This is a genomic window from Streptomyces fradiae ATCC 10745 = DSM 40063, from assembly GCF_008704425.1.
Taxonomy (GTDB): domain Bacteria; phylum Actinomycetota; class Actinomycetes; order Streptomycetales; family Streptomycetaceae; genus Streptomyces; species Streptomyces fradiae.
Window position 1 is genome coordinate 4,531,818 of the sequence record NZ_CP023696.1, and the last position, 22,615, is coordinate 4,554,432.

20 protein-coding genes are annotated in these 22,615 nt (G+C 75.9%); 12 read left to right on the top strand and 8 right to left on the bottom strand.

The window, feature by feature from the left end:
- Nucleotides 1-75 precede the first annotated feature (75 nt).
- The 3 genes from CP974_RS20400 (at nucleotide 76) to CP974_RS20410 (ending at nucleotide 2,439) form a co-directional block, all read left to right on the top strand.
- Nucleotides 76-714 (top strand): DUF6758 family protein, encoded by a 639-nt coding sequence (locus tag CP974_RS20400; protein WP_078915677.1) that lies wholly within the window; start codon nucleotides 76-78, stop codon nucleotides 712-714.
- 127 nt (nucleotides 715-841) lie between these two features.
- Nucleotides 842-1,702, top strand: a complete 861-nt coding sequence (locus CP974_RS20405; protein ID WP_031132739.1) for a PHP domain-containing protein — start codon at nucleotides 842-844, stop codon at nucleotides 1,700-1,702.
- Nucleotides 1,703-1,830: 128 nt separating this feature from the next.
- Nucleotides 1,831-2,439 carry a MarC family protein gene (locus tag CP974_RS20410; RefSeq protein ID WP_031132738.1) on the top strand — a complete coding sequence of 203 codons (609 nt, stop codon included), beginning with the start codon at nucleotides 1,831-1,833 and terminating at the stop codon, nucleotides 2,437-2,439.
- Between the two features lie 145 nt (nucleotides 2,440-2,584).
- Here the strand turns inward: CP974_RS20410 and CP974_RS29725 are convergent, their stop codons facing one another.
- Nucleotides 2,585-2,737 carry a DUF8834 family protein gene (locus CP974_RS29725; RefSeq protein WP_085921385.1) on the bottom strand — a complete coding sequence of 51 codons (153 nt, stop codon included), beginning with the start codon at nucleotides 2,735-2,737 and terminating at the stop codon, nucleotides 2,585-2,587.
- A 194-nt stretch (nucleotides 2,738-2,931) separates the two neighbouring features.
- Here CP974_RS29725 and CP974_RS20415 point away from each other — a divergent pair, with 194 nt between their 5' ends.
- On the top strand, nucleotides 2,932-3,822 hold the full coding sequence (locus CP974_RS20415) for an NYN domain-containing protein (protein WP_031132736.1): 891 nt from the start codon (nucleotides 2,932-2,934) through the stop codon (nucleotides 3,820-3,822).
- Here CP974_RS20415 and CP974_RS20420 read toward each other — a convergent pair.
- On the bottom strand, nucleotides 3,807-4,739 hold the full coding sequence (locus tag CP974_RS20420; RefSeq protein ID WP_078915672.1) for an alpha/beta fold hydrolase: 933 nt from the start codon (nucleotides 4,737-4,739) through the stop codon (nucleotides 3,807-3,809). The genes CP974_RS20415 and CP974_RS20420 overlap by 16 nt on opposite strands.
- Nucleotides 4,740-5,019: 280 nt before the next feature.
- Complete coding sequence (locus CP974_RS20425) at nucleotides 5,020-7,050, bottom strand: DEAD/DEAH box helicase (protein ID WP_373276705.1); 2,031 nt, start codon at nucleotides 7,048-7,050, stop codon at nucleotides 5,020-5,022.
- A gap of 497 nt (nucleotides 7,051-7,547) precedes the next feature.
- Between CP974_RS20425 and CP974_RS20430 the strand changes: the two genes are divergently transcribed.
- Nucleotides 7,548-8,282, top strand: coding sequence for a ferritin-like fold-containing protein (locus CP974_RS20430; RefSeq protein WP_031129842.1), 735 nt, complete (start codon nucleotides 7,548-7,550; stop codon nucleotides 8,280-8,282).
- 187 nt (nucleotides 8,283-8,469) lie between these two features.
- Here CP974_RS20430 and CP974_RS20435 read toward each other — a convergent pair whose 3' ends face one another.
- The 4 genes from CP974_RS20435 to CP974_RS20450 form a co-directional block, all read right to left on the bottom strand.
- Nucleotides 8,470-8,739 (bottom strand): hypothetical protein, encoded by a 270-nt coding sequence (locus CP974_RS20435; protein ID WP_031129843.1) that lies wholly within the window; start codon nucleotides 8,737-8,739, stop codon nucleotides 8,470-8,472.
- Nucleotides 8,740-8,965: 226 nt separating this feature from the next.
- Nucleotides 8,966-9,193, bottom strand: a complete 228-nt coding sequence (locus CP974_RS20440) for a DUF3107 domain-containing protein (protein ID WP_031129844.1) — start codon at nucleotides 9,191-9,193, stop codon at nucleotides 8,966-8,968.
- A 141-nt stretch (nucleotides 9,194-9,334) separates the two neighbouring features.
- The gene (locus CP974_RS20445; protein ID WP_031129845.1) at nucleotides 9,335-9,976 is read right to left on the bottom strand and encodes a TetR/AcrR family transcriptional regulator; all 642 of its coding nucleotides are present in this window, start codon (nucleotides 9,974-9,976) and stop codon (nucleotides 9,335-9,337) included.
- 746 nt (nucleotides 9,977-10,722) lie between these two features.
- Nucleotides 10,723-10,968 (bottom strand): Rv3202a family protein, encoded by a 246-nt coding sequence (locus CP974_RS20450; protein WP_031129846.1) that lies wholly within the window; start codon nucleotides 10,966-10,968, stop codon nucleotides 10,723-10,725.
- Nucleotides 10,969-11,093: 125 nt separating this feature from the next.
- Between CP974_RS20450 and CP974_RS20455 the strand changes: the two genes are divergently transcribed.
- The 7 genes from CP974_RS20455 to moeZ all read left to right on the top strand — a co-directional run bounded on the left by CP974_RS20455 (nucleotide 11,094) and on the right by moeZ (nucleotide 20,851).
- Nucleotides 11,094-12,080 (top strand): alpha/beta fold hydrolase, encoded by a 987-nt coding sequence (locus CP974_RS20455; RefSeq protein WP_031129847.1) that lies wholly within the window; start codon nucleotides 11,094-11,096, stop codon nucleotides 12,078-12,080.
- An 8-nt stretch (nucleotides 12,081-12,088) separates the two neighbouring features.
- Nucleotides 12,089-14,011, top strand: coding sequence for a DUF3152 domain-containing protein (locus tag CP974_RS20460; RefSeq protein ID WP_078915447.1), 1,923 nt, complete (start codon nucleotides 12,089-12,091; stop codon nucleotides 14,009-14,011).
- 261 nt (nucleotides 14,012-14,272) lie between these two features.
- Nucleotides 14,273-16,177 carry a DUF3492 domain-containing protein gene (locus CP974_RS20465; RefSeq protein ID WP_078915448.1) on the top strand — a complete coding sequence of 635 codons (1,905 nt, stop codon included), beginning with the start codon at nucleotides 14,273-14,275 and terminating at the stop codon, nucleotides 16,175-16,177.
- Between the two features lie 259 nt (nucleotides 16,178-16,436).
- The gene (locus tag CP974_RS20470; RefSeq protein WP_078915449.1) at nucleotides 16,437-17,624 is read left to right on the top strand and encodes a hypothetical protein; all 1,188 of its coding nucleotides are present in this window, start codon (nucleotides 16,437-16,439) and stop codon (nucleotides 17,622-17,624) included.
- 260 nt (nucleotides 17,625-17,884) lie between these two features.
- Nucleotides 17,885-18,847 (top strand): SDR family oxidoreductase, encoded by a 963-nt coding sequence (locus CP974_RS20475; RefSeq protein ID WP_031129852.1) that lies wholly within the window; start codon nucleotides 17,885-17,887, stop codon nucleotides 18,845-18,847.
- On the top strand, nucleotides 18,835-19,587 hold the full coding sequence (locus tag CP974_RS20480; RefSeq protein ID WP_031129853.1) for a spherulation-specific family 4 protein: 753 nt from the start codon (nucleotides 18,835-18,837) through the stop codon (nucleotides 19,585-19,587). The genes CP974_RS20475 and CP974_RS20480 overlap by 13 nt, the downstream gene beginning before the upstream one ends.
- An 85-nt stretch (nucleotides 19,588-19,672) precedes the next feature.
- On the top strand, nucleotides 19,673-20,851 hold the full coding sequence (gene moeZ, locus CP974_RS20485) for an adenylyltransferase/sulfurtransferase MoeZ (protein ID WP_031129854.1): 1,179 nt from the start codon (nucleotides 19,673-19,675) through the stop codon (nucleotides 20,849-20,851).
- 124 nt (nucleotides 20,852-20,975) lie between these two features.
- On the opposite strand, the gene CP974_RS20490 is transcribed toward moeZ, so the two are convergent.
- A complete protein-coding gene (locus CP974_RS20490; RefSeq protein WP_031129855.1) occupies nucleotides 20,976-22,556 on the bottom strand; it encodes an alpha/beta hydrolase in 1,581 nt (526 codons plus the stop codon).
- Between the last annotated feature and the right edge of the window lie 59 nt (nucleotides 22,557-22,615).

A 22,615-nucleotide genomic window follows, 5' to 3' on the forward strand; every position in this document is an offset into this window, starting at 1 on the left:
CCTCCCGGTTGTCCGGCGCACCGGAAGGGTGATCGTCCTTGACGCGGCGGCGGTGGCGGAGGACCGTGGAACGCTATGAGGGGCGAACCCACTTGCCCGAAGTGCGGAGGCCGGGTCCGGGCGCCCGGACTCTTCTCCGACCGCTGGCAGTGCGGGGCGCACGGGGCGGTGTACCCGCTGCAGCCCGTGGTGCCGCCCAGCCTGGAGGCCCTGCGCGTCGCCGTGAACCGGGCGCGGGTCCCCGTCTGGATGCCCTGGCCGCTGCCGGTCGGCTGGCTGTACACGGGCGTCGCGTACGCCGGTGACGACCGCAGCGGCGGCCGCGCCACCGCCGTCGCCTGCTCGGGCCCCGGACCGCTCGGCGGCGCGGGCGAGCTGCTGCTGGTCGCCGAGGAGCTGGGCGTGGGCCTCGGCGCGCGGTACGCCGGGCTGGACGGCCCCGATCCCGGGCCCCGCCTGCGCGTCGACGACGCCCCGCACGGCAAGGTCCTGGCCGGCGGCCGGCTGACCCCACTGTGGCAGGTGTCCGGCGTCCCCGAGGGGCGGGCCGTCTTCGCGGGCGAGGCGCGCGGCCTGTGGCTGTGGGCCATCGCCTGGCCCGAGGACTCGGGGCTGCTGCTCTACGACGAGCTGGTCCTCACGGACCTCCGCGAGGCCGGCCCGGAGATGGACATGGTCCCCTGCGGCGCCCTCTCCCCGCGCCTGCTCTCCTGACGGCTGCGGCGCCTTCGTCCGCGCTGGCTCTCCCGACGGCTGCGGGGCCTTCGTCCGGGACTGGTCCGTTTGGGGGCCGGTTATCCTTGGGTGTCCCCTGTCCGCAGCGAGCCCTGGAGCCTGTGCCGTGCGCATCGACCTGCACACCCACTCCACGGCCTCGGACGGTACGGACACCCCCGCCGACCTGGTGCGCGCCGCCGCGGCGGCCGGGCTGGACGTGGTGGCGCTGACCGACCACGACACGACGCGCGGCCACGCCGAGGCGCTGGCCGCGCTGCCCCGGGGACTGACGCTCGTCACGGGCGCCGAGCTGTCGTGCCGGATCGACGGGATCGGCGTCCACATGCTGGCGTACCTCTTCGACCCGGACGAGCCCGAGCTGGCGCGGGAGCGCGAGCTGGTGCGCGACGACCGGGTGCCGCGCGCCCGCGCGATGGTCGGCAAGCTCCGGGAGCTGGGCGTGCCGGTCACCTGGGAGCGGGTCGCCGCCATCGCGGGCGACGGCTCCGTGGGCCGCCCGCACGTCGCGCAGGCCCTCGTCGAGCTGGGCGTGGTACCGGACGTGTCCGGCGCCTTCACGCCCGACTGGCTGGCCGACGGCGGACGCGCGTACGTCGAGAAGCACGAGCTGGACCCCTTCACGGCCGTCCGCCTGGTCAAGGCGGCCGGCGGAGTGACCGTCTTCGCGCACCCCGGCGCCGCCAAGCGCGGCCGCACGGTGCCCGACTCCGTGATCGCCGACCTCGCGGCGTCCGGGCTCGACGGCATCGAGGTCGACCACATGGACCACGACGGGCCGGCCCGCGCCCGGCTGCGCGGCCTCGCCGCCGACCTCGGGCTGCTCACCACCGGCTCCAGCGACTACCACGGCAGCCGCAAGACCTGCCGGCTCGGCGACTTCACCACCGACCCGGAGGTCTACGGCGAGATCACCCGCCGTGCGACCGGTGCGTTCCCCGTGCCGGGCACGGGCGGACGCCCGTAACCGGACCACCTTCCTTCACCCCGCCGTCGTACTCCGCCACCCCACACGGCGCCGTACGACGCCCCCGCGCGGCGCCCCGCGACGCGCGGACCCCGCTCAGTGACACCCCTCCTCCGCAAGGCCACACCGTGTTCGACGTCGCCGTCTTCGGCTCCCTGTTCCTGACCCTCTTCGTCATCATGGATCCCCCCGGGATCACCCCGATCTTCCTCGCCCTCACCTCCGGGCGGGCCACCAAGGTGCAGCGCCGCATGGCCTGGCAGGCCGTCGGCGTCGCCCTCGGCGTGATCACCGTCTTCGGCATCCTCGGCCAGCAGATCCTGGCCTACCTGCACGTCTCCGTCCCCGCGCTGATGATCGCGGGCGGTCTGCTCCTGCTGCTCATCGCGCTGGACCTGCTCACCGGCAAGACCGACGAGCCCAAGCAGACCAAGGACGTGAACGTCGCCCTCGTCCCGCTCGGCATGCCGCTGCTCGCCGGGCCCGGCGCGATCGTCTCCGTGATCCTCGCCGTCCAGCACGCCGAGGGCGTGAGCGGCCAGGTGTCGGTCTGGGCCGCGATCGTCGCCATGCACGTGGTGCTGTGGCTGACCCTGCGCTACTCGCTGGTGATCATCCGCGTCATCAAGGACGGCGGTGTGGTCCTGGTGACCCGGCTCGCCGGCATGATGCTCTCCGCCATCGCCGTGCAGCAGATCATCAACGGCGTCACGCAGACCATCCAGGGCGCCGCCTGACCGGCCCCCTCCGCGTGCCGCCGCGCCGCACACCACCGCGCCCCCGCACGGATCGGTCGGACCGGTCCGTACGGGGGCGCGGTGGTGCACGCATGGCTTCGCGGACGCGTGGCGCACCTCATCGGGCACCGACGCTTCGCGAACGCTACGACGCGGCGGATTCCGCCGGGCGGATGTAGAGCCGCTGGCCCGTGGCCGCGGCCTGCTGCACGATGCGGTTGACGGAGGCGGCGTCCACGACGGTGCTGTCCACGGCAAGGCCGTCGACGTCGTCGAGTCGCATGATCTCGAAGCGCATGGCTTCTCCCTTCGTCGAGCTGGTGTGTTACATCTGCAACGATGTACAACCGTTGAAACATTCCCTACGCTAAGGAAAATCTTTAGCCGTCTAAGGTCGCCCCGGCCGTTCGGCCCCGGCTCCGGCCTCGGCCCCGGCCCCGGAGAGGGGGGCGGCTGGCGGTGCGGGCGCCCGGAGCGGACAATGAGCCCCCTATGAACGACGAGGACATCGCCCAGCGCCTGGAGCGCACCAATGAGCTCCTGCGCCGCATGCTGGCCGAGGTCGCCAAGACGCCGTCGACACACGCCATCTTCGTCGACGCCGGTTACGTCTATGCTTCCGCCGGGTTGCTGGTCGCGGGCACCGAGGACCGGCGCTCCTTCGACCTCGACGCCGAAGGGCTCATCGACGCCTTCATCGACACCGCCCGCACGATCTTCGCGGACAGCAGGCTGCTGCGCGTCTACTGGTACGACGGCGCCCGGCGCCGCATCCACACCGCCGAGCAGCAGGCCATCGCCGAACTCCCCGACGTCAAGGTCCGCCTCGGCAACCTCAACGCCAACAACCAGCAGAAGGGCGTCGACTCCCTCATCCGTTCCGACCTGGAGTCACTGGCCCGGCACCGCGCCATCAGCGACGCCGCGCTGGTCGGCGGCGACGAGGACCTGGTCTCCGCCGTGGAGGCGGCGCAGGGCTACGGCGCGCGCGTCCACCTCTGGGGCGTCGAGTCCGCCGAGGGCCGCAACCAGGCCGAGGCCCTGCTCTGGGAGGTCGACAGCTCCCGCGTCTTCGACCTCGACTTCTGCCGCCCCTACGTCACCCGGCGGCCCGTGACGACGTACGAGAACGAGGGCGAGCCGCCGCCGTCCCGCGAGGACGTCCGGTCCGTGGGGGCGCAGATCGCCGCGGCGTGGATCGCCGAGCGCGGCGCCGACACCATGGCCGGTCTGCTGCCCGGCCGCCCCTACCTGCCCGGCCCCGTCGACCAGGACCTCCTGGTCGAGGCCGAACGGCAGCTGAGCCGGTCCCTGCGCGGGCACGCCGTGCTGCGGCGCGCCCTGCGGGACGGCTTCTGGCAGCACCTTCAGTCGCGCTTCTGAACCGCCTGCGCCGCCGGCCGGGACGCGCCCGCCGGGCCGTCCTGCGGACCGTCCACCGGGTGGTCGTCCCAGAACGCCGCGACCGCCGCCGCCGTCTCGGCGGGACGGTCGGTGTTGGGGGAGTGCTCGGCGCCCTCGATCCGCGTACGGCGCGCGCCCAGCCGCCCGGCCATCGCGTCCAGCACCGGAACCGGCCAGGTGTCGTCCCGCTCGCCCGACAGGACGTGCACGGGCAGCGGCGGGTCCAGTGCGGCCAGCTCGTCCACGCGGTCCGGCTCCGTGCGCAGCTGGTGCCCCGTCGCCAGGAGCTGCGCCGGGTTGTGGAGCAGCCAGCGGCGCCGCAGGTCGTCGCGGTCGCCGCGCAGGGGGTCCCCGGCGTCCTCCGGCGGGTCCAGGGCGCGCATCGCCTCCCACACCCGGCCCATGTCCATGGCGCCCAGCGCCTCGCCCAGCATCCGGATCCTCCGCTGCTGGTCCGGGGCGACCTCGGCGGGCCCGGACGACATGAGCGTGAGCGTACGGAACGGCGCCGGGTCCTCCAGCACGGCCGCCCGCGCGATCTGCCCGCCCAGCGAGTGGCCCAGCAGATGCACCGGCCGCCCGTCCGCGACGGCCTCGGCCTGCGCCAGCACGTCGAGGGCCAGCTCGTGCCGGGCGTACGACTCCTGGTCGCTCGGCCCGGACGTCTCGTACTGGCCGCGCCCGTCGACGGCGACGACCCGGTACCCGGCGCCCGTGAGGGGCTCCAGCAGGGCGATGAAGTCCTCCTTGCTGCCGGTGTAGCCGGGCAGCAGCAGGGCGGTACCCCTGACCGGCCCGGCCGGGGCGGCGTCGAGGACGGCGAACGGCCCCCGCGCGGTGCGCAGCGGGCGGGCCTGGGCACAGGGGGGCGGTACGAAGGTGGGCGGCCTGCTCATGCCCCCGAGGCTAACGGTCGCCGCCCCGCCCCGCGCGACGGCTCCCGCCCGGTTGCCGGGGGCGCCGGCGGCGGGGTGCCGGAGGGGCGGAGGGGGCGTGGCCGGTGGTCCGCCGCGGCGGGTCGCGGGGTGGGGGTGGGGTGGGGTCTTGACGGTCGCCGGGGTGGCGGGTGGGGTGGGCGGGTGCGTGACGGTCGTGCGGGGGCGGGCCGGGTGGGCGTGCGCGAGGACCCCGGCGCCCTGGGGGCGGCGGGGTCCTCGTGGGTGGTGCGGCCGTGCCTTACGCCTCGGCGGAGGCGGTGGCCTTGGTGGTGCGGCGGCGGCGCGGCTTGGGCTCGGTCGCCTGCTCCGGTACCGCCACGGCGTCGGCGGACGCGGCGGCCTTGCGGGTACGGCGGCGCGGCGCGGCCTTCGGGGCCTCGGCGGCCTCCCCGCCGGGTGCCGCCTCGGCGGCGGGCGCCAGCGGGGCCTCAGCCGCTACGGCGGCCTCTGCGGCCTCGGCGGTCTTGCGGGTACGGCGCCGGGGCTTGGCCTCCGCCTCGGGCGCCTGGCCCTCGGCGGTCGCCACGGCCTCGGCCGCCTTGCGCGTACGGCGGCGCGGCCTGGCCTCCGGCTGCGCCTCGGCGGCCTGGGCCTCGGGCGCCTCCGTGACGGGCGCGCCGGTCGCGGTCGCCTCGGCCGCGGGCGCGTCGCTCACGGGCGCCTGCGCCGGCTGGGCCGTCTTGCGCGTACGGCGCCGGGGCCTGGCCTCCGCCTCGGGCGCCTGGCCCTCGGTGGCCGCCAGGGGGGCCGCCGCCTCGACGACGGCCTCCGGGCGCGCGGTCCGTACGGCGCCCTCGCCGGCGGTGGCCGCCTCCGCCACGGGCGCGGAGCCCGCGCGGGTGCGGCGGCGGCGACGCGGGGTGCGGCGCTCGGCCGGGGCCTCCGTGCCGGACGCCTCCCCGCCGGGTGCCGCCTCGGCGGTGGCCTGCGGGGCGGCGGTGCCGTCCGCGGCCCCGTCCAGCGGGGTGCCGCCGCGGGTACGGCGGCGCTGGCGCGGCGCACGGGAGCGCTCCGGGCGCTCGGCGCGCTCCGGGCGGTCGTCCTCACGACGGCGCCCGCGCGGCTTGCCGCGTCCGCCCGGCTCGCCCAGGTCCTCCAGCTCCTCCGCGTCCAGCCCGGCACGGGTCCGCTCGGCACGCGGGAGGACGCCCTTCGTGCCCTCCGGGATGTCCAGGTCGGCGAAGAGGTGCGGGGACGTGGAGTACGTCTCGACCGGGTCGCCGAAGTCCAGCCCCAGCGCCTTGTTGATCAGCTGCCAGCGCGGGATGTCGTCCCAGTCGACCAGGGTGATCGCCGTACCGTGCGCCCCGGCGCGGCCCGTGCGGCCCACGCGGTGGAGGTAGGTCTTCTCGTCCTCCGGCGTCTGGTAGTTGATCACGTGCGTGACGCCCTCGACGTCGATGCCGCGCGCGGCGACGTCGGTGCAGACCAGCACGTCCACCTTGCCGTTGCGGAAGGCGCGCAGCGCCTGCTCGCGGGCGCCCTGGCCCAGGTCGCCGTGGACGGCGCCGGACGCGAAGCCGCGCCGCTCCAGCTGCTCGGCGATGTCGGCCGCGGTGCGCTTCGTACGGCAGAAGATCATCGCCAGTCCGCGGCCGCGGGCCTGCAGGATGCGGGCGACCATCTCCGGCTTGTCCATGGAGTGCGCGCGGAAGACGTGCTGCTTGATGTTGGCGACGGTCGCGCCCTCGTCGTCCGGCGCCGTGGCGCGGATGTGCGTGGGCTGCGACATGTAGCGGCGGGCCAGGCCGATGACGGCGCCCGGCATGGTCGCCGAGAACAGCATGGTCTGGCGCTTCGCCGGAAGCATGTTGATGATCTTCTCGACGTCGGGCAGGAAGCCCAGGTCGAGCATCTCGTCGGCCTCGTCCAGCACCAGGGTGCGGATGTGGGACAGGTCCAGCTTCTTCTGCCCGGCCAGGTCCAGCAGGCGGCCCGGGGTGCCGACGACCACGTCGACGCCCTTCTGGAGGGCCTCGACCTGGGGCTCGTAGGCCCGGCCGCCGTAGATGGCGAGGACGCGGACGTTGCGCACCTTGCCGGCGGTGAGCAGGTCGTTGGTGACCTGCGTGCACAGCTCGCGGGTCGGGACGACGACGAGGGCCTGCGGCGCGTCCGTCAGCTCGTCGGTGCGGGCGCGGCCGGCCTCGACGTCGGCGGGGACGGTGACGCGGTCCACGAGGGGGAGGCCGAAACCGAGGGTCTTGCCCGTGCCGGTCTTGGCCTGGCCGATGACGTCCGTCCCGGACATCGCGACCGGGAGGGTCATCTCCTGGATGGGGAACGGCGTGACGATGCCGACGGCCTCCAGGGCCTCGGCGGTCTCGGGGAGGATCCCGAGCTCTCGGAACGTCTTGGGCTGCGTAGTCAGGGTGTTGCCTCTTCTGTGAGACGCGGCACGAGGCGAACGCTGGGGGGTCTCACCGCACCGGAGAACCGTCCGGCCGCAGACCGCGGGATCGCGGCCGGGTGGCGCGGGACCACTGCCGTCGCTCGAGCGTCGTACCGCTGAGGGCCCCTCATGTGCGGTGGCGCACCGAGGGCTGTCGGGTCGGAGCCGATCGGGCCACCGACCGGGCATCCTCATTCATGCATTCATGAAACGGCCCCTCGAACACGTGCGTGATGCATCCGCGTACTCGACAGGCGCCTTATCACTGTACCCCGGAATCTCGCAGGTGTGTCGGGGCAATTCACAAGGAGGGGGACGTCACACTCGTCGGCCGAGCCCCGGGCGGGTCCCCCCGGCGGGCTATTGTGCGCTCCATGGAGACGCCTGACAACGCCACTGCCGCCGAAGAACCGACCGGGATCGCCGCCCTCGACTGGGCCGGGGCCTCCGCCGAGCCGCAGTACCGCGCGGCCGTCGTGGACCTGCTCGGCGCGCTCGCCTACGGGGAGCTGGCGGCCTTCGAGCGGCTCGCGGAGGACGCGAAGCTCGCGCCGACGCTCGCCGACAAGGCGGAGCTGGCGAAGATGGCGTCCGCCGAGTTCCACCACTTCGAGCGGCTGCGCGATCGCCTGTCCGCGATCGACGTGGAGCCGACCGGCGCCATGGAGCCGTTCGCCAAGGCCCTGGACGACTTCCACCGCCAGACCGCGCCGTCGGACTGGCTGGAGGGCCTGGTCAAGGCGTACGTGGGCGACTCGATCGCCAGCGACTTCTACCGGGAGGTCGCCGTCCGCCTCGACTCCGACACGCGCGCGCTGGTGCTGGCCGTGCTGGACGACACCGGGCACGGGAACTTCGCCGTGGAGAAGGTCCGCGCCGCCATCGAGGCCGACCCGCGGGTCGGCGGCCGGCTCGCCCTGTGGGCGCGGCGGCTGATGGGCGAGGCGCTGTCGCAGGCCCAGCGGGTCGTCGCGGAGCGGGACGCGCTGTCGACGATGCTGGTCGGCGGGGTCGCGGACGGCTTCGACCTGGCGGCGGTCGGCGAGATGTTCTCCCGGATCACCAAGGCGCACACCAGGCGCATGGCCGCCCTGGGCCTCGCGGCCTGATTCTCCTCTTCCCCCCCGGTCGGGCGGTCGGGCGGTCGGGGGAGGCGGCCTGCGCCCCCGGCCGGGGAGCGGGGGAGGCGGCCTGCGGCGGTCGTACTCCCGGTGCCCCGGCCCGTGGCCGGTGCGGGGGGCTACGACGGCTCCCGCCCCGCCGCCGTGCGCGGCGGCGGGGGGAGCGGGGTGCCGGTCACGCCGCCGCCGACCGGCGCAGGCGGCGTCCCGCCGGCCGGATCAGCAGGGACAGGACGACGGCGCTGACGGCGACCGCCCCGACGAGCGTGCCGAGCACGAGACCGGGCCCCAGCGCCGCGTGCGTGACCAGCGCGCCGAACAGCGCGCCGAGCGGCCCGGCGGCGAGCACCGTGCGGCGCGGTGGAAGCCGGTGGGCGAGCCTGTGGAGGGCAGCCCAGGAGAGGGCGAGGCCCAGCAGGACGGAGCCGAGAGCTTCCCAGATCACAGCATCACCTCGCGGGTCGGCGGGGCGGGCACGGCGGTCGTATCCCGTCCTACCCGGGCCATCCGGACGACAACCCTCCAGCGCCCGGCGATGCGGTCTGTTCATCGACTGGTACGACTCATCCGACTCACATGACAAGAGGCCCGGTGGGGGATCACCCCCACCGGGCCTCCGCGTCGCTGTGCCCCGCGGCTGTACGGCCGTGGCCGACCGCAGGGCCGTGGCGTCAGAGCGGGCCGAAGCCCACCCGGCGCACCGTGGGCTCGCCGATCTCCACGTAGGCGAGCCGGTCCGACGGGACCAGCACCTTGCGGCCCTTCTCGTCCGTCAGGCTGAGCAGCTGCGCCTTGCCGGACAGCGCCTCCGCCACCGCGCGCTCGACGTCCTCGGCGGACTGTTCGCTCTCCAGAACGATTTCCCGGGGCGCGTGCTGCACGCCGATCTTGACCTCCACGGCTATGTCCCTCCGAACGGTCAGCGTTGCGCGATCACCGCGCCGTACCCCGCACACATTAGCCCGGAGAGGCGACGGCCCACGGCCCGGCGCCGCACGCCAGGAGCGAACAGCGTCCCGGCCGCGCCGCTGCCGCGCGGATCAGTGCCCCTCGGCCCCGTGCAGCGGGAAACCGGCGATGCCGCGCCACGCCAGCGAGGTCAGCAGCTGTACCGCCTTGTCGCGCGGGACCGGGGAGTCGCTCGCCAGCCAGTGCCGGGCGACGACCTGCGACACCCCGCCCAGGCCGACGGCGAGCAGCATCGACTCGTCCTTCGACAGACCCGTGTCCTCGGCGATCACGTCCGAGATCGCCTCGGCGCACTGCAGCGACACCCGCTCGACGCGCTCGCGCACGGCGGGCTCGTTGGTCAGGTCCGACTCGAACACCAGCCGGAACGCGCCGCCCTCGTCCTGTACGTACGCGAAGTAGGCGTCCATGGTGGCGGCGACGCGCTGCTTGTTGTCCGTGGTGGAGGCCAGCGCCGTGCGGACGGCGTGCAGCAGCGACTCGCAGTGCTGGTCGAGCAGCGCCAGGTACAGCTCCAGCTTGCCGGGGAAGTGCTGGTACAGCACGGGCTTGCTGACGCCGGCCCGCTCGGCGATGTCGTCCATCGCGGCCGCGTGGTACCCCTGGGCGACGAAGACCTGCTGGGCGGCGCCCAGCAGCTGGTTGCGTCGGGCTCGGCGCGGCAGGCGTGTGCCCCTCGGGCGCGCCGCCTCTGTCTGCTCGATGGCTGTCACGCCGCCTCCCAAAATCGATCCAAGTGCGCTGTGCGCCGCGCCCGCCGCCATCGTACTTTTGGGTAACCCGGAGGTGCGCGGTGCGAGCGCAGAATTTCACGTACCGGACGGCGACGGTAGCCGGATGTTCGAAGCTGAACGATCCGGCCACCGCCAAACCTGCCGCAACCTGCGCAAACGGCGGCGATGACCGTCTCGCCGAGCGCCCCCGCCGACGCGTTCGCGCCAACGGCCGCCCGGCCGCCCGGCCGCCCGGCCTCTCGGTCCGCGACACCGGGCCACCCGGTACCGCGCCGTCCGGGCGCCCTGGCGTCCGGGCGACCGTCCGTCCTGGCGTCTGGGCCCCCGGCGTCCCGGCCTGGGGGCGTCCGGGCGTCCGGGTCCCCGGCGGGGGCGGCGAAGCGGACGGTCTCGGGAACGGGGGCGGACGGCGACCGGGTGGGTCCCGGCCGGACAGCTCCGGGACGTGCGATGCGGCAGCGGTGGGGCAGCGGAGCTGCGCGGTGTCCTGCCGGGCACGGTCCGGGAGGCGACCCCGGGCGCGGGGACGACCGCCGCCGGGCCTCCGCGCCGGGACGGGGCGGTGCCGTCCCGGCGCGGAGGCCGGACGCCGTCTCGCGGCACGCCGTACGGCCGGACGCTGCCTCGCCGTACACCGCTCGTTCCCGCCGTACGCCGTTTCCCGGCCGCCGCCGCTCCCGTGCCGCGCCGCACCACGCCGTGGTGCCCTGCCCCGCCGGGAGCCGCTACTCGCCGTCGCGGTAGTCGTCCTCGTCCAGCGCGACCACCCGAGCCTGCTCCACCACGTCCGCCTCGTTCGCCTTGGTCGGGTCGATGCGCGGCTCCGGGTCGTCCGACTGCTGCCGGAGCTCGGCGTGCTGCTCGGCGGCGTCCGCCTCCGGGGTCTCCTCGTCCGGCGCGGAGGCACCCGCCGCGTCGTCCTCCCGTGCCAGCTCCGCCAGCGTCTCGGGATCCGTGGGGTCAACGGTCATGGGCTCCCCTTCCTCACGGGCTTCCGCCCTCGCTACGAGCCTAGAAGCTCCCCCGGGACGGCGCTATGCGATCCTGTGACGGCGAACACACCATCGCGGGCGTGATCGTCTCGTAACATTGCCGCATGTCTTCGACCGAGCTGCCCGCGTCCCCCACCGCCGCGTCGGCGGTGCCCCGCGCGCACGCCGTACGGGTCGCGGAGGGCGAGCGACTGCGCTCCGTCGAGCTGCCCGGCCTCACGCTGAACGTGCGCTTCCGCCCGTCCGGCGAGGCCGGCAGGGCGCCCGCGCTGTACGTGCACGGGCTCGGCGGCTCGTCGCAGAACTGGTCGGCGCTGATGCCGCTCCTCCAGGACGTCCTGGAGGGCGAGGCCGTCGACCTGCCCGGCTTCGGCGACTCCCCGCCGCCCGACGACGGCAACTACTCCGTGACCGGCCACGCCCGCGCCGTCATCCGCCTGCTGGACGCGGGGGACCGCGGGCCCGTCCACCTGATCGGTAACTCGCTGGGCGGTGCCGTCGCCACGCGCATCGCGGCCGTCCGCCCCGACCTGGTGCGCACGCTCACGCTGGTGTCGCCCGCACTGCCCGAGCTGCGGGCGCAGCGCAGCGCGTGGCCGACGGGCCTGCTGGCGGTGCCCGGCGTGGCCGGTGCCTTCGCCCGGCTCACCAGGGACTGGACGCCGGAGCAGCGGGTGCGGAGCGTGATGTCGCTCTGCTACGGCGACCCCGGCCGGGTCACCGACGAGGCACTGCGGGCCGCCGTCGAGGAGATGGAGCGGCGCCTGCGGCTCCCCTACTTCTGGGACGCGATGGCCCGCTCGGCACGCGGCATCGTGGACGCGTACACGCTCGGCGGCCAGCACAACCTGTGGCGGCAGGCGGAGCGGGTGCTCGCGCCGACGCTCCTCGTGTACGGCGGGCGCGACCGGCTCGTGTCGTACCGCATGGCCCGCAAGGCCGCCCTCGCCTTCCGGGACGCGCGGCTGCTGACGCTCCCGGACGCGGGGCACGTGGCGATGATGGAGTACCCCGAGGCGGTCGCCCGTGCGGTACGCGAGCTCGTCGCCCACCGGGGCCGCGACGGTCACGGCGACGGCGCGAGGAGCTGATACGGGGCGTGGGACGACATAGCCGCAAGGGCCCCGCACCGACGACCGGCCGGGGGGCGGACGACAAGACGACGGCGAACGCCGCACCGCGCGGAGGCCGCCGCCGCAGGCAGGGACCGGGAGCCGAGGACCAGGCGCCCCCGCCGCCGCAGGGCCGGGAGGCCCCGCAGGCCCGGCCGGGTGCGACCCGGCACCCGCAGGACCATCAGGCACACCCCGCCTCTCACGCGCACCTCGACCACCAGGCGCCGCAGGGCCACCAGGCGCACCTCGACCACCAGGCGCAGCACGCGCACCAGGCGCCGCAGGGCGGCCGGGCACCGGAGAGCCGCCGCGCGTCGGCGCCCCAGGTCCCACAGGACGGCTGGGCCGCACAGGCGGCACCGCGAGCCCCGCACGCCGCTCACCCCGCGCAGGGGCCGTACTCACCTCCGGCGGCGCACGGCCCCCATGCCGCCCCGCATGCCCCCCGGGAGCCCTACGCCGCGCGGAATCCGCACGCTTCCGCCCCGCACGGCGGCGAGCCGGGCCCCGGCACCCCGCCGCAGGGCGTCCCGGCGTACGGCACCCCGCCGCGGCACACCCCGCCTCAGGCCACCCCGCCGTCCGGCGTTCCGGTGCCCGACCCGGCCCGTGACGTACGCGGCGGCCACCCCGAGCAGCACGAGCCCGGCGGGGGATGGGGCGCCGGCCCGTACGCCGCGGCCGCCCCGCGGCAGCCCGCCGCCCCGCAGCCGCGCATCGCCCAGACCCCGCCGCGCATACCCGGCCCGCGCCGGGAGTTCCTGGAGGCGTTCGACGAGCCGGAGCCGCGGCACGGCCAGGACGGCCCCGCCGCCGCGCCCGGGGGGCGCGCCACGTCGACCACCGCCCCCGGCGGCCCGCGGCCGCCCGGCGCCCCCGAGGCCCCCGGCACCGGCGCGTCCGGGCGAGGCGGAAGCAGCGCACCGGACGACGTCCGGGACGAGGCGTGGGAGCGGGGCGGCCAGGACCTCCCGGGCGGCTCCGGCGCCTTCGCCGGACCGGCCGGCCGAAGCGGCCGCCCCGCCCGCGCGGACGCCCCCGACGGGGACGGCGGCGACGGGGACGGCGGCGACGACGCCCGCGGCAGCGGCCGGGTCGGCCGGGGCCGCACCCTCACCGGCATCGCCGCGGCCGCGGTGACCACCGTCCTCGCGGTCATCGTCGCCGGTCAGGTCGGCGACGCCCGGCAGCAGAGCCGGGCCGAGCGCGCGGCCGACGCGTCCGACCGGGGTGCCGACACCGCCTCCCGGTCGGAGCTGCGGGCCACCCCGCAGACCGAACCGTCCCGCCCCGCCGCCGAGCCGCCCACGTACGAGCAGCTCATGGCCCGGCAGTTCCCGCTCGATCCGGCCGCGAAGGGCGTCGGCGCCTTCACGGCCGTCCCCGGTACGGACCCGGCGCCCGGCAAGGGGCGCAAGATCCGGTACCGCGTCGATGTGGAGAAGGGCCTCGCGCTCGACGGCGCCCTGTTCGCCACGGCCGTGCAGAAGACCCTCAACGACGACCGCAGCTGGGCGCACGGGGGCGCCATGACGTTCGAGCGGATCTCCACGGGCATGCCCGACTTCGTCATCACCCTCGCCAGCCCCGGCACGACCGGCGTCTGGTGCGCCAAGTCCGGCCTGGACACCACCATCGACAACGTCTCCTGCGACTCCGCCTCCACCGACCGCGTGATGATCAACGCCTACCGGTGGGCGCAGGGCGCCGAGACCTTCGGGCCCAAGGCGATGCACGCCTACCGGCAGATGCTCATCAACCACGAGGTCGGCCACCGCCTCGGACACAACCACCGCATCTGCCGGACGCCCGGCGCTCCGGCTCCCGTGATGCAGCAGCAGACCAAGTCCCTGGAGATCGACGGCGTGCGCTGCCGACCGAACCCCTGGGTGTTCCCAGGCGGCTGACGTGGCGCGCCCGCCCTCCTGTGACCCCCGGCCCCCGTCCTGACCCGGCGCCCCACATGGCCTGAGCCTGACGGAGTGTGACCGAGTGGAAGCTTAACGCAACAGAACGCCACCGGGGCGCGAAAGTCACGAGCATTCACCCCTTCCGGTGGTGCGACGGACAACCGTCCGCCGCGCCGCCCGGTCATCCGCTTACGGTCGTCCCGCCGCGAGTCGCCGGATCAACGGCGGCCGCACACAGGGGAGATCGGGGGTGTACTCGTGCGGATCGGACTGCTCACCGAGGGTGGGTACCCGTGCGCGACGGGTGAGTCCAGGATCTGGTGCGACCGGCTCGTGCGCGGGCTCCACCAGCACGAGTTCGACGTCTACGCGCTGGGCCGCGGCGAGCGCGCCGGCCGGCCGGCCGCCCCGCCGCCGGCGCACGTACGCCGCGTACGCACCGCACCGCTGTGGGACGACGGGCCGGACGGCGCCGTGCCCGGCGCCGAGGGCCCCGGGAGCGGCGGAGGCGCGGGCCTCGCCCCCGCGGCCCACGCCGGCCGCCTCCCTCGCGTGGCCGGCTCCGGCGCCCGCGCCGCCGGTACCGGCCGGACGCCGGGGCCGTGGACGTACGGCCGCCGCGACCGGCGCCGCTTCGCCGAGCACTTCGAGCGGCTCGCCACGGCCCTCTGCCGAGGGGGCGCGGCCACCGGGGGTGCCGGGGACGCCCACGAGGACTTCGCCGAGGGGCTGTACGGCCTGGCCGAACTGGCGGGCGCGCGCGGCGGCCTCGGTGGCGCCCTCCGCTCCGAGAGCGCCCTGCGCGCGCTGGAGGCGGCCTGCCGGGCGCCCGGCGCGCGCCGGAGCGCGCACGCCGCGACCGTGCCCGACCACCTGGCGCTCGCCGACCGGCTGGAGCGCCTCCTGCTTCCCCTGTCGCTCGACTGGTACGGCCCGGACGGGCTGGCGGCCGCCGACCTCTGCCACGCGGCGTCCGGCGGGACGGTGGCGCTTCCCGGGCTCCTGGCCAAACGCTTCTTCGGCACACCACTGCTGGTCACCGAGTACGGCGTCCGGCTGCGCGCCCACTACCTGGCGGGCGGCGGCACGGCGCTCGGCGCCCCCGTGCGGACGCTCCTCGCGGCGTACCACCGGCTGCTCGCGGCCGAGGTCTACCGGCAGGCCGCCCTCGTCACCCCGGGCAACGCCCACGTCCGCCGCTGGCAGGAACGGTGCGGCGCCGACCGGGCCAAGCTCCGCACGGTGTACCCGGGCCGGGAAGCGGAACGGTTCGCCGCCGTGGGGGAGGGCTCGGACCGGGGGGACCCCCGCACGCTCGTGTGGGTCGGCACGGCCGAGCCCGCCAAGGACCTCGTCGGCCTGCTGCACGCCTTCGCACGGGTACGCGAGGCGGAGCCGGGCACCAGGCTGCGGATCGTCGCCGCCCCCGTACGGGACGAGCGGGCCGCCGCGTACCTCGCGCACTGCCGGGTGCTCGCCGCGCAGATGTTCCCCGACGAGGCCGCCACCGCCCACGCGGTCGGCGACAACCCGGTGTCGTTCGAGGAGATCGGCGGCCCGGAGGCACCCGGCCCCGCCGACGCGTACGCCGCCGGATGCGTGGTCGTCCTCTCCAGCGTGGTGGAGGGCTTCCCCGTCACCCTGGTCGAGGCGATGCTGTGCGGCCGGGCCACCGTCTCGACGGACTCCGGCGCGGTGGTCGAGGTCATCGGCGGCACAGGGCTCGTCGTACCGCCGCGCAATCCGCGCGCCCTCGCCGACGCGTGCGTGGCGCTGCTGCGGGACCCGGCGCGCCGGGCCCGGCTGGGCGCCGCCGCCCGCGCCCGCGCGCTGGAGCTGTTCACGGTCGAGCAGAACGTCGCCGCGTTCCGCGCCCTGTACCTCGAAGCGCTGTCGCTCGCGCCCGTACGGCGCGCTGACGAGGCGCTCGACCGGTACGGCGACCCGCTGCCCTTCGCCCACCCGGCGGAGGCGTACGTGCCGGGTCACCGTACGCCCGGCTCCGGGCCCGCTTCCGGCTTCGGCTCCGGCTCCGGTCGCACGGGCGACACGGGGGCGGGGGAGCGGCCGCGGGCGGGCGGCGGCCGGCGGGTGCCCGCCTGGGCGGTCCACGCTGAGCCCGCCGAGCCCGCCGGGGCGGCGAGCGGAGGCGGTCATGGCTGAGTACCCCGGACCCGGCCCCACCGCAGGCCGCCGCCCCGCCGTGCTTCCGGCTGCCGGGGAGGCCTCCGCGGTCCTCGCGGCGGGGACTCCTGCCGCCGGTTCCCCGGCGAGGGCCCCGATCGGGCCTCTCGCCGTCGGGCGCTCGGGCGCCGACCACCGGCCCGTTCCCGGCGGCCCCGCTCCCGCGCCTCCGGAGCGTCCTGAGCCGTCCCACGCCGGCCGTCCCGCCTGGCCCGCCGCGGCCGGCGGCGGCGGGGGAGTGCGGCGGGCGACCGGCGACCCGGTCAAGGTGCTGCTGCACCGGCACCGAGAGCTGTGCGAGCGGGCGGCCGACCCCCTGGAGATCGCGGCCGGACTGGAGGCGTGCGGGGTCACCGACCGCGCGGTCGCCCGGTACCGGCACCGGGACGTGTTCTCGCTCGCGGAGGAGCTGTACGCGCGCGTGCCGCGCGACCTGTCCTGCACGCCGGACGGGGCCCGGCGCCCCGGAGGGGACCGCGCGACCGGTTCCGAGCCGGACGCGGACCTCGCACCCGTACCCGGCCCGGCGTGTGCCGCGCCGCATGCGGGCGGGACCGCGTGGCATGCGGGCGGGACCGCGTGCGGCGCGGGGCGCGGAAGCCTCCGGCGGCGCGGCGGCCGGGCGCTCGCCGCGCTGCTGCCCGCCGCCGTGTGCGCCGCCGCGCTCGCCGTGCACGCCCGCGCCACCGGTCCGCTGCTGATCGCCGTGACCGCGGCGGGCGCCGCCGGACTCGCCGCCGCGCTCGTCCTCGCCGTACGGAGCGGCCCCCTGCGCGCCCCCCGCCGGGCGCCGCTCACCACGTGGGCCGCGACCCTGCTGCTGGTGCTGTACGCCGCGTACGGCGACGGGCTCCTCGACCAGCTGGCCGGCACGGGCCCCGTCGAGCCGCCGCCTCCCGCGACCGCCCCACTGCTGGGCCTCGCGGCGGCCGTGGCTCCCGCCGCCCTGTGCGCCCGGCTGTTCGCCGTCCGGGCCCGGCGGCGACTCGCGGTCAGCCGCGCCCTGGACGACTTCACCGCCGGGGTCCGGCCGCTGCTTCTGGCCGTCGTCGCCCTCCAGCTGGTGGCCCTCACCGGGTTGCTCGCGGCGGCCCGCCTGGTGCCGGGCACCCGTCCCGGCGCGCTCGCCCCGGCCGTCGCGCTCGGCGCGCTGCTGTTCCTGGCCCGGCTGCTGGCCGTGTACGGCTTCCCGCGCGCCGGCTCCATCGCGCTCGGCGGAGCGGCGGCGGCCCAGGCGCTGGCCTGCCTCTCCCTGCTCGCCGGACGGCTGCCCGGCTGCGACGCCGCGGCCGTGCCGGTCCGGCGGGCCGTCGAGAGCTGGGGCGCGGCGGCCGTGCCGGGCGCCGTGTGCACAGCCGCCGCGCTGGTGCTGCTGGGGTACGCCTGCGCGGTACTGGCCCGCGCCTCCGCCCACGCCCGGCGCTGAGCGCTCCACCGCCCGGCCCCGCCGCGCGCCCGCCCCCGGGCGTCTCGCAGGCCCACCAGCCGTACCGCCGCCTTCCGCCCGTCCCCTCTGCCGACCGCCCCCTCCCCGCAGCTACGACCGCAACCCCGCCCCGGGCCCAGAGAGCCCCGCAGCGACGAGCAGGCGCCCCAGACGCGCCGCGCGTCCCGACACACCGAGGAGACACACGACATGAACCCCCGAACCCCGACCACGGCCGCACGGCGCGAAGGGGGCGCGCGATGAGGGTGCTGCTGCTCGGCGCCACGGGCTTCATCGGCCGCTTCGTCGCCGACCGGCTGCTCGCCGACCCGGCGGTGCACCTCACCGCCCTGGGCCGCCGGGACGACTCCGACGTGCGCTTCGACCTGGCAGGCGGCAGTCCGGGTGCGCTCACCCGGTTCCTGGACGCCGTCCACCCCGGCGTCGTCATCAACTGCGCGGGAGCCACCCGCGGCGGCGCCCGCGAGCTGACCCGGCACAACACCGTCGCCGTCGCCACCGTCTGCGAGGCGCTGCGCCGCAGCCGCTGCGGGGCGCGCATGGTGCAGGTCGGCTGCGCCTCCGAGTACGGGCCCTCACAGCCCGGCTCGTCCACCGCCGAGGACGCCGTGCCCCGGCCCGGCGGGCCGTACGGGGTGTCCAAGCTGGCGGCGACCGAACTGGTCCTCGGCTCCGGGCTGGACGCCGTCGTCCTGCGGGTGTTCTCGCCGGTCGGCCCCGGCACTCCGGCAGGCTCGCCGCTGGGCCGGATCGCCGAGGGCATGCGCCGCGCGATGCAGTCCGGCGACCCTGAGCTGAAGCTCGGCGGGCTCGGCGTACAGCGCGACTTCGTGGACGTGCGGGACGTGGCGCGGGCCGTGCACGCCGCCTCGCTGTCGGCGGCGCAGGGCGTCGTCAACATCGGTACCGGCCGCGCCGTACGGCTCCGGGACGCCGCGTCGCTCCTGGCCCGCGTCGCCGGCTACGCGGGTGCCGTCCACGACCTGGACGGACCGCCCGCGCGGCCGGTCATCGGCGCCCAGCGCACCGAGTCGCCCGGCGAGCACCCGCCGCCGGTCGCCCCGCAGCCCTACCCCGACGGCTGCGGGGCCTGGCAGCAGGCCGACGTGCGCACCGCCCGCGACCGGCTCGGCTGGCGGCCGCGCATCCACCTGGAGGAGTCCCTCGCCGACATCTGGATGGAGGCGGCGTGCCGCATCTGACCGGTACCGGGACCGGTCTGTCCGCGACCGGCGCCGAACAGCTCGGCTTCGGCGTCCCCGGCTACGCCCACCCTCTGCTCGCGCCCGTCGAGTGGGCGGAGCTGGCGCGGCCGGGCGCGCCGGTGCACTGGGTCGTCCTCGACGTGGCGGACGGGCCGGGCGTCCGGCCCGACCCGCACTGCCTGGAGGCGGCCGGCCGGCTGCGGAACGCGGGGGTACGGGTGCTCGGCCACCTGAACCTCGGCCGGGGCGTCCGCGCCTTCGGCGACCTGGTGTCCGAGGCGCATCGCCACCTCGACTGGTACCGCGTGGACGGCTATTTCCTGGACAGCTGTCCCACGGAGCGGGACGACCTGACCGCGGTGCGGCGGCTCACCGCCACCCTGGAGGCCGTCCTCGACCGGCCCGACGGCGGGCACCTGGTCCTCGGCCACGGCGGCCCGCCGCACCCCGGCTACGCGGACGCCGCCGACCAGCTGGTCACCTTCCGCGGGCCGTGGACCGAGTACCGCTGGTCGCAGGCGCCGGAGTGGACCGCCGACCATCCGCCGGAACGGTTCGCCCACCTCGTCCACGGGGTGCCGCGCACCCATCTGGACGAGGCGGTGCGCATCGCGCGGTGGCAGGGCGCGGGCACGATCTTCTTCACGGACCGGACGGGACAATCCGACCCTTTCTCGGCCCTGCCCGGCTACTGGGACGAAATCGTCTCGCAGATCGGACCAGGTGTCTCGGAATGAGAAGGGCCGTGGCAGTGTTACGGGACATGTAGTCCCCGCCCGCGCGGGGGTAGTCCCGTACTGACATACGACCAACGGAGTCCCCGTGTCGCTGCCACCCCTGGTCGAGCCGGCCGCCGAGCTCACCGTAGACGAGGTCCGCAGGTACTCCCGCCATCTGATCATCCCGGACGTCGGGATGGACGGACAGAAGCGGCTGAAGAACGCCAAGGTGCTGTGCGTGGGCGCCGGCGGCCTCGGCTCGCCCGCGCTGATGTACTTGGCCGCGGCGGGCGTCGGCACACTCGGCATCGTGGAGTTCGACGAGGTCGACGAGTCGAACCTGCAGCGCCAGATCATCCACAGCCAGTCCGACATCGGCCGCTCCAAGGCGGAGTCCGCCCGCGACTCCGTCAAGGGCATCAACCCGTACGTGAACGTGGTCCTTCACCAGGAGCGGCTCGAAGCCGACAACGTGATGGACATCTTCAGCCAGTACGACCTCATCGTCGACGGCACGGACAACTTCGCCACGCGCTACCTGGTCAACGACGCGTGCGTGCTGCTGGGCAAGCCGTACGTCTGGGGCTCCATCTACCGCTTCGACGGCCAGGCGTCGGTCTTCTGGTCCGAGCACGGCCCCTGCTACCGCTGCCTCTACCCGGAGCCCCCGCCGCCGGGCATGGTCCCCTCCTGCGCCGAGGGCGGCGTGCTGGGCGTGCTGTGCGCGTCGGTCGGCTCCATCCAGGTCACCGAGGCGATCAAGCTCCTCGCCGGCGTGGGCGACCCGCTGGTCGGCCGCCTGATGATCTACGACGCCCTGGAGATGCAGTACCGGCAGGTCAAGGTCCGCAAGGACCCGAACTGCGCCGTCTGCGGCGAGAACCCGACCGTCACCGAGCTCATCGACTACGAGGCCTTCTGCGGCGTCGTCTCCGAGGAGGCCCAGGAGGCGGCGGCCGGCTCCACGATCACTCCCAAGCAGCTCAAGGAGTGGATCGACGAGGGCGAGAAGATCGACATCATCGACGTCCGCGAGATCAACGAGTACGAGATCGTCTCGATCCCCGGCGCTCGCCTGATCCCGAAGAACGAGTTCCTGATGGGCAACGCCCTCCAGGACCTCCCGCAGGACCGGAAGATCGTCCTGCATTGCAAGACGGGTGTCCGCAGTGCGGAAGTCCTCGCCGTCCTGAAGTCGGCCGGGTTCGCCGACGCGGTCCACGTCGGCGGAGGCGTCATCGGCTGGGTCAACCAGATCGAGCCCCACAAGCCGGTCTACTGAGCGCCACCCGCCCCGGCCGGCCGTCCGGCCGGTGGGGCCGGGGAAGCCCGCGGCACCGACCCGATGGCCGGTGCCGCGGGCTTCGCCGTGGGCGCGGTGCCGCCCACGGCGCACCGCCGGGCCGCTACGACGAGCAGGTCGTGCCGTCCGCGGGGACCTTGCCGCGCAGGAGGTAGTCGTCGACCGTGCGGGTCACGCAGCCGGACGTCCCGTACGCGCCGTGGCCCTCGCCCTTGTTGGTGACGAGCACGCCGACGCCCTTGCCGAGGCCGTCCGCCATCTTGCGGGCGCCCTCGTACGGGGTGGCCGGGTCGCCCGTCGTGCCCACGACCAGGATCGGCTGCGCGCCGGGCGCCGACACGTCCTGGCCGCCGCCCTCGCCCTTCACCGGCCAGTTCGCGCACCAGCCGGCCGTGTCCCACGCGAGGAACTCGCCGAACACGGGTGAGATGCGCCGGAACTCCGGCAGCAGCGCCTTCGCCTCGGCCGCCGTCGGCCGCTGGTCGGTGTCGGCGCAGGAGATCGCCCGCTGGGAGTGGCTGTCCGTGCCGTAGCGCCCGTCCTCGTCCCGCTCGTTGTACATGTCGGCGAGCCGCAGCAGCGCGTCGCCCCGGCCGCCTTCCGCCTCCCGCAGCGCTTCCGTCAGCAGCGGCCAGCTGCTCTCCGAGTACAGGGGCAGCACGATGCCGGTGAGCGCCAGGCCCTCCGTCAGCTTCCGGTCGCCGCTCGTCGGCAGCGGCCGCTCGTCCAGGCGGTCCAGCAGGCGGGCGATCCGCGCCGTGCCCTCGGCGGCGTCCTCTCCCGTGGACGCGAGGTAGTTGTTCAGCGCCCGCTGGAAGCCGGTCGTCTGGTGCCGGGCGTGGCCCAGGCTGTCGGCGGTCGGGTCCACCACCGCGTCCAGCACCGTCCGCCCCGTGTGCTTCGGGAACAGGTGCGCGTACGCCGCGCCGAGCTGCGTGCCGTACGAGATGCCGAAGTAGTACAGCCTGTCGTCGCCCAGCACGTGGCGGATCACGTCCATGTCGCGGGCCGTGTTGCCGGTGGTGACGTGGGGGATCAGCTTGCCGGAGCGGCGGGCGCAGCCGGCGCCGAAGTCCGCGCCGTCCTTCAGGTACGCGGCTTCCTCCGCCGGCGTGTCGGGCGTGAGGTCGATCCGCTTCTCGGCCGCCGCCTGCTCCTCGTCCGACCGGCACACGACCGCCGAGCTGCCGCCCACCCCGCGCGGGTCGAAGCCCACCAGGTCGTAGCGGGCGTTCAGCGCCTCGTACCCCGGGGCGAAGCCCGGCAGCATCTCCACACCGGACGCGCCGGGCCCGCCGAAGTTGAACAGCAGGGACCCGATGCGGCCCTTCTTCTCGCGGGCCTCCTTGCGGATCAGCGCCACCGCCAGCGTCTCGCCGTCCGGCTCGCGGTAGTCCAGCGGCACCTTCACCGTCGCGCACCGCCACCCCTCGCCGGGGTCCTCACCGCCCTCGGGCGCCTCGCACGCCCCCCACCGCGGCTTCTGCCCGGTCAGCGCCGCCGGGAGGTCCGGCATGCCCGCCGAACTGCCCGGCCGGACCGGCGCGGCCCCGCCCGCCGACGGCGCGGCGCCCGCGCCGGCCGAACCGGCCGCCCCGTCGCCCTGGCAGCCCGCGACCACACCGGCCACCAGCGCCGCCGTGGCGGCCGCCGCCACGGCCCGTACCCGCACCCGCTTGGTCATGCCTTCCCCCAGAACTCTCCGGGCCCTGCCCGGTGTCACCGCTGAACCGCCATCGTAGG

What these genes read in the sequence shown, in the direction of transcription:
- CP974_RS20490 (WP_031129855.1), bottom strand. Translation starts at nt 22,556, where the DNA reads ATGACCAAGCGGGTGCGGGTACGGGCCGTGGCGGCGGCCGCCACGGCG.
- CP974_RS29725 (WP_085921385.1), bottom strand. Translation starts at nt 2,737, where the DNA reads ATGCGCTTCGAGATCATGCGACTCGACGACGTCGACGGCCTTGCCGTG.
- CP974_RS20455 (WP_031129847.1), top strand. Translation starts at nt 11,094, where the DNA reads ATGTCTTCGACCGAGCTGCCCGCGTCCCCCACCGCCGCGTCGGCGGTG.
- CP974_RS20430 (WP_031129842.1), top strand. Translation starts at nt 7,548, where the DNA reads ATGGAGACGCCTGACAACGCCACTGCCGCCGAAGAACCGACCGGGATC.
- CP974_RS20450 (WP_031129846.1), bottom strand. Translation starts at nt 10,968, where the DNA reads ATGACCGTTGACCCCACGGATCCCGAGACGCTGGCGGAGCTGGCACGG.
- CP974_RS20415 (WP_031132736.1), top strand. Translation starts at nt 2,932, where the DNA reads ATGAACGACGAGGACATCGCCCAGCGCCTGGAGCGCACCAATGAGCTC.
- CP974_RS20425 (WP_373276705.1), bottom strand. Translation starts at nt 7,050, where the DNA reads ATGACCCTCCCGGTCGCGATGTCCGGGACGGACGTCATCGGCCAGGCC.
- CP974_RS20400 (WP_078915677.1), top strand. Translation starts at nt 76, where the DNA reads ATGAGGGGCGAACCCACTTGCCCGAAGTGCGGAGGCCGGGTCCGGGCG.
- CP974_RS20420 (WP_078915672.1), bottom strand. Translation starts at nt 4,739, where the DNA reads ATGAGCAGGCCGCCCACCTTCGTACCGCCCCCCTGTGCCCAGGCCCGC.
- CP974_RS20475 (WP_031129852.1), top strand. Translation starts at nt 17,885, where the DNA reads ATGAGGGTGCTGCTGCTCGGCGCCACGGGCTTCATCGGCCGCTTCGTC.